General features: G+C 65.9%; 6 protein-coding genes. 3 read left to right on the top strand and 3 right to left on the bottom strand.

The features are described from left to right. On the bottom strand, positions 1-1070 hold a 1070-nt coding region (locus VDP82_RS13400), incomplete at its 3' end, for a hypothetical protein (protein ID WP_323015350.1). Positions 1071-1324: 254 nt separating this feature from the next. Continuing rightward, positions 1325-2254 carry a zinc ABC transporter substrate-binding protein gene (locus tag VDP82_RS13405; RefSeq protein WP_416347118.1) on the bottom strand — a complete coding sequence of 310 codons (930 nt, stop codon included), beginning with the start codon at positions 2252-2254 and terminating at the stop codon, positions 1325-1327. A 185-nt stretch (positions 2255-2439) separates the two neighbouring features. Here VDP82_RS13405 and VDP82_RS13410 point away from each other — a divergent pair, with 185 nt between their 5' ends. Genes VDP82_RS13410 through VDP82_RS13420 form a run of 3 tightly spaced genes read left to right on the top strand, consistent with a single transcriptional unit; the run spans position 2440 to position 4524 of the window. After that, positions 2440-3258, top strand: a complete 819-nt coding sequence (locus VDP82_RS13410) for an ATP-binding cassette domain-containing protein (RefSeq protein ID WP_323015351.1) — start codon at positions 2440-2442, stop codon at positions 3256-3258. A 41-nt stretch (positions 3259-3299) separates the two neighbouring features. After that, positions 3300-4124, top strand: coding sequence for a metal ABC transporter permease (locus VDP82_RS13415; RefSeq protein WP_323015352.1), 825 nt, complete (start codon positions 3300-3302; stop codon positions 4122-4124). Beyond that, entirely contained in the window at positions 4108-4524 is a 417-nt protein-coding gene (locus VDP82_RS13420; protein WP_323015353.1) for a Fur family transcriptional regulator, read from the top strand. The genes VDP82_RS13415 and VDP82_RS13420 overlap by 17 nt, the downstream gene beginning before the upstream one ends. 64 nt (positions 4525-4588) lie before the next feature. Here the strand turns inward: VDP82_RS13420 and rsmD are convergent, their stop codons facing one another. Then, positions 4589-5143, bottom strand: coding sequence for a 16S rRNA (guanine(966)-N(2))-methyltransferase RsmD (gene rsmD / locus VDP82_RS13425; RefSeq protein ID WP_323015354.1), 555 nt, complete (start codon positions 5141-5143; stop codon positions 4589-4591). Positions 5144-5278 lie beyond the last annotated feature (135 nt).

Here is a 5278-nt window from a genome sequence, read left to right on the forward strand (position 1 = left end):
GGATCGGTGACGGCGATATAGTCGCCGGCCACGGCCAGGCGGGGGCGCGGGAGGTTCCACTCGCCATCCATGGAATAGGGCTCGGTGAGCTTGAGCGAGCGGGTGATCTCGCCCTTGACCACGTCGAGCTGGCGCAACTGGCCGTCCTCGGTGAAGATGTAAGCGAATTTCGGCCGCACCGGATCGGTGACGAAATGCACGCGGCGCGTCGGCAGGTCGATGAGCCGATAGGGCTCGGCTTCGGCGGGATCGATGAGCACGATCCTGTCGGCGCCGTAATTGCCGAGGAAATATTGCAGCCCCTGCCCGCCCAGCAGCGTGGTGGTCTTGCCTTCGGGGAGGCCCGAGTAATCCAGCTTTCGCACCTGCGGCTCACCGGAGCCGGAGACGATGAGCACGCCATCGCCGCAGCCGACGATCAGCAGGTTGCCGGAGGTGGCTTCGCCATGGAGATCGGGGCAGGCATGGGTATCGCCCACCACATTGCCCTGCGCATCGAGGACGTTGAGGCCGAGGCGCGGCTTTTTCTCGTCGTCGGCATTGGCCACCGAAACCAGGGTGTAATCGCCCCAGGGAACGGCGACGCCGTGATGGGGGGTGCCGCTATCGATCTGTGTGGCGTGGACATGGCCGTGATCGACCCAATCATGGGTATCGGCAAGGCTGACCAGGCCGGAACCGTCGAAGAAGAGGGCGAATTTGTCGCCATGCTCGACGAAATGGCCGGGCTTATTGCCTTCCAGCACGGCATCGATCCCTTCGGGATCGGAAATTTCGATGTCGCCATGATCGCCATGATCCTCGATGGCGATGCCGGAGCGGATGGCCGAGACGCGGTTGCTCTCGCCTTGCACGGCAATGATCGCCTCGCCCGCATGGGCGGCGTAGAGCGTGGCCGGGCCGGCGAGCGGGAAGCTGGCGATGGTCTCGCCCGAGGCCAGGTCCAGGGCGGAAACCCTGGCCTCGGCATGATCGGCGACAAAAAGGCGCCAGGCGGCGATCTCGTCGGCAAAGGCCGGACCGGTGAGCGCCGTGGCGGCGAGGAAGAGAAGGGGAAGGCGGATGTGCATGAATTACCTCCGGTATGTTAGCACATTACGATTGAACAAAAGGAGATGAGGATTGGGGCCGACAGGCTGGAGGCCAGGGCGGTGGATTGCCGGGACGAGCCCGGCAATGCCGCTGGGGCGGGGCCTGCCAGAGCCTTTCCGGTCCTATCGGCTTATGAGCTTGCAGGGGGCGCCCCCGGATCAGGTCCGGAGGGGCGTTGGTGGTGCGGAAAAGTCCAAAGCCGGCCCTCTTGGAAAAGAGGGAGCGTTGCAGCCTAGCCGAGGCACTCGACCAGGCCGGCGGCAAGGCCGCGCAGGAGGTTGGGGTAAAGGTCGGGGCCCTCGGCAAGGGCGGAGCCTTCGGGATCGAGCGTGCCAGCCCTGGCGCTGGTGCCCTCCGTGATGGTGCGGATGATGGCGGGCTCGAAATTGGGCTCGGCGAAAACGCAGGTGGCGCCCAGTTCGCGCACCTTGGCGCGCAGTTCATCGATGCGGGCAGCGCCGGGCATGGCGTCGGGTGAAACGGTGACGGTGCCGGCGACATCGAGCCCGAAGCGGTGCTCGAAATATTGATAGGCATCGTGAAAGACGAGGAAGGGCTTACCGGCAAGGGGCGCAAGGGTCTGACGCAGTTCGGCTTCGAGCGCTTCGAGCCGCGACCGCTCGGCCTCGGCATTGGCCGCATAGGCGTCGGCATTTTCAGGATCGGCCTCGGCCAGCACGGCGGCAATCTCGGAGACCATCAGCGCGGCATTCCTCGGATCGAGCCAGAAATGCATATCCCCCTCCTCGTGCTCGTGGCCATGATCGTGATCGTGATCTTCTTCGCCGTGGGAGTGGGGCTCGAAGGCGCCGCCTTCGCGCAGGGGCAGCAGTTCGATGCCGGGGGTTTCGGCCAGCTCGACTACTTCGGCCTGGGGCGCGAGCGTATCGAGCGCGTTGGCAAGGAACAGCTCAAGGCCATGGCCGGTCCAGAAGACGATGTCGGCGCTTTCGAGCGCGGCGGCGTCGGAAGGCCGCAGCGAATAGGTGTGGGGGGAAGCGGCGCCCTTGACGATGAGGGCCGGCTCTCCCACCCCGGCCATGACGGAAGAAACCAGCGCATGCACGGGCTTGATGGACGCAACGACACGGGGCGCGGCCGTGGCGGCTCCCGTGAGCAGCAGGAGAGAAAGGGCAGCGAGCGAAAGGGCGCGTTTCATCATCGGGGCCTCATGGGTGATATGTTATGTTATTACGCTTGCGGCGGTGTTATGCTATAACGTATTAAGAGCCGTCAAGACGGTTTTCGCGGGGGCTGTGCAAAACCCCGCCGCGCGAAAACGCCCTGGCCGATCCCCCACCCTGCCCTTGCCCGAACCGGGAGGGAGCCAAGGAGCCGAACCAGTCGATGCATGACACAAGGCACAAGGAGACGCTGATTACCCTGGCCAATGCCGGGGTGCAGCGCGGCGGGCGCGTGCTGGTGGAAGGGGTGGACCTGACCATTGCGCGCGGCGAGATCGTGACGCTGATCGGGCCCAATGGCTCGGGCAAATCGACCACCGCGAAGATGGCCACCGGGGTGATGAAGCCCACCATGGGCAGCGTGACGCGCAAGCCGGGGCTGACCATCGGCTATGTGCCGCAAAAGCTCAGCATCGACTGGACGCTGCCGCTGACGGTAGACAGGCTGATGACGTTGACCGGGCCTCATTCGCCCGCCGCCATCGCGGCGGCGCTGGAAGCCGTAGGGGCAGCGCGCTTGCTCAAGGCCGCCGTGCAGGAGCTTTCGGGCGGAGAATTCCAGCGAGTTCTGTTTGCCCGGGCGATGATCCGCAAGCCGGACCTGCTGGTGCTGGACGAGCCGGTGCAGGGGGTGGATTTTTCCGGCGAGGTGGCGCTTTACCAATTGATCCGGCAGATTCGCGACACGACGCAGGCGGGCATTTTGATGATTTCGCACGATCTGCACGTGGTGATGGCCGAGACCGATACGGTGATCTGCCTCAACGGCCATGTCTGCTGCCGGGGCACGCCGGGGGCGGTCAAGAGCAGCCCGGAATATCTCAAGCTCTTCGGCGAACGCGCCGGCGCGACGCTGGCGATCTATGAGCATCATCATGACCACGAACACCATGACGACGGATGCGTGGTGGGGCCGCATGGCGCCCATGAGCATCCCCATGGCGGGCATCACCATGCGCATGAGGAGCGGGCGGATGGATAAGATCTCGACAAAAATGCCGATGCTGCCGTGGAGCCTGTCCGATGTTCGGTGATTTCTTTTCGCGGGCGCTGATCGCCGGGGTGGGGCTGGCGGCGGTGACGGGGCCGCTGGGATGTTTCGTGGTGTGGCGGCGCATGGCCTATTTCGGCGACACCATGGCGCATTCGGCGCTGCTGGGGGTGGCGCTGTCGATCCTGTTGTCGTTCAATATGACGCTAGGCGTCTTCGCCGTGGCCGTGCTGGTGGCGGGGGCGCTGATCGTGCTGCAAAGGCAGGCGACGCTCTCCACCGATGCCTTGCTGGGGATTCTGAGCCATTCGACGCTGGCCGTGGGGCTGGTGCTGGTGGGATTGCTCACCAGCGTGCGCATCGACCTGATGGGGTTCCTGTTCGGCGACATATTGGCCGTGTCGGTGGAGGACATCGCCATCATCTATGGCGGGGGCGCGGCGATCCTCATCCTGCTCTGGCTCAACTGGCGGCCGCTCTTGGCCGCCACGGTGAGCCCGGAACTGGCCGAGGCCGAAGGGCTGCGGCCCGAGGCCAGCCGACTGGTGCTGATGGTGCTGATGGCCAGCGTCATCGCCATCGCCATGAAGCTGGTGGGCGTGCTGCTCATCACCTCGCTGCTCATCATTCCGGCGGCGACGGCGCGGCGGCTCAGCGCCACACCCGAGCAGATGGCGCTGGTATCCGCCCTGCTGGGCGCTATAGCAGTGGTGGGGGGCCTGTTCGGCTCGAAAAACTGGGACACCGCCTCGGGCCCGTCCATCGTGGTCATGGCGCTCATCCTGTTTCTCGTCTCGCTCGCGGTGCCGGCATCGCGGCTGTTTGGAAGGAGGACGCCGCATGGCGCATCGTCATGACATTCCCGCGGACCTGACGCGCAATCAGGGGCTGGTGCTGGAGGCGCTCAACCATTCGGGCGGGCCGCTCAGCGCCTATGACATTCTCGACCTTTTGCGCGGCGACGGCCTGCGCGCGCCGCTACAGATCTATCGGGCCCTGGACAAGCTGGTGGAGCGCGGGCTGGCCCATCGCCTGGAAACGCTCAACGCCTTCGTCGCCTGCGCCGATGCCCATTGCCATCGCAAGGGTCTGATCGCCTTCGCCATCTGCGCCGGTTGCGGCAAGGTGGACGAATTCGCCGATCCGGTGATCGAGGAGCGGCTGGGCGACTGGGCCGAAACCACCGGCTTCAAGGTGGAGCGCACGACGATGGAAATTCGCGGGCAATGTGCCGCGTGTCTACAAAAGGCGGCGTGAGGCACGTTTTGTTTTATCGCGTTTCCGAACCGGAAAACCGGTATCCACTTTTCCTGGAAACGCTCTAAGCGAAGCTCAAAAACCGGATGGCGGCTGCGCCGTATTCGCGCGTGTCGTCCAGGGTAAAGCCGGCGGGAACCGTCACCTCGGCATCGGCGGCTTCTTCCCAGACCAGCGTGGCGCCGGGGTAGAGCCAGCCATTGGCGGCGATTTCGGCCAGCGCCCTTTCGCCGAGCCCCTGATGATAAGGCGGATCGAGAAAGACCAGATCGAACTGGCCGAGCGTGCCGGGACGCCCCAGCGCGGCGGCGTCGCGGCGCAGCAGCTTGGCAATGCCGCCGGCGGAGAAGGCCTCGATATGGTCACGGATGAGGCCGCGTGCTTCCGCGCCCGTATCGACGAAGGTCACGTGGCTGGCGCCGCGCGACAACGCTTCCAGGCCCAGCGCGCCGGTGCCGGCGAAAAGATCGAGCACGCGGCGGCCATCGAGGCCCGGTCCAAGGCGCGAGGCCAGGATGTTGAACACCGATTCACGCACCCGGTCGGCCGTGGGCCGGATGGTCTCGTCAGCGGGCGAAGCAAGCTGCTTGCCGCGAAATTTCCCCGCAACGATGCGCATCGGTCAAGCCTTGGGCCGGCGGGGGCCGGAGGGACGACCAGGCCCCGAGGAGCGGGCGCCGGAGGGGCGGCCGAAGGGCGGGGGCCCGCGGGGGGGCGCGGCGCCCTCCCGCTTGGGGTTGGGGGTGCCGGCGGG

This window comes from Devosia sp. (assembly GCF_034675085.1).
Taxonomy (GTDB): domain Bacteria; phylum Pseudomonadota; class Alphaproteobacteria; order Rhizobiales; family Devosiaceae; genus Devosia.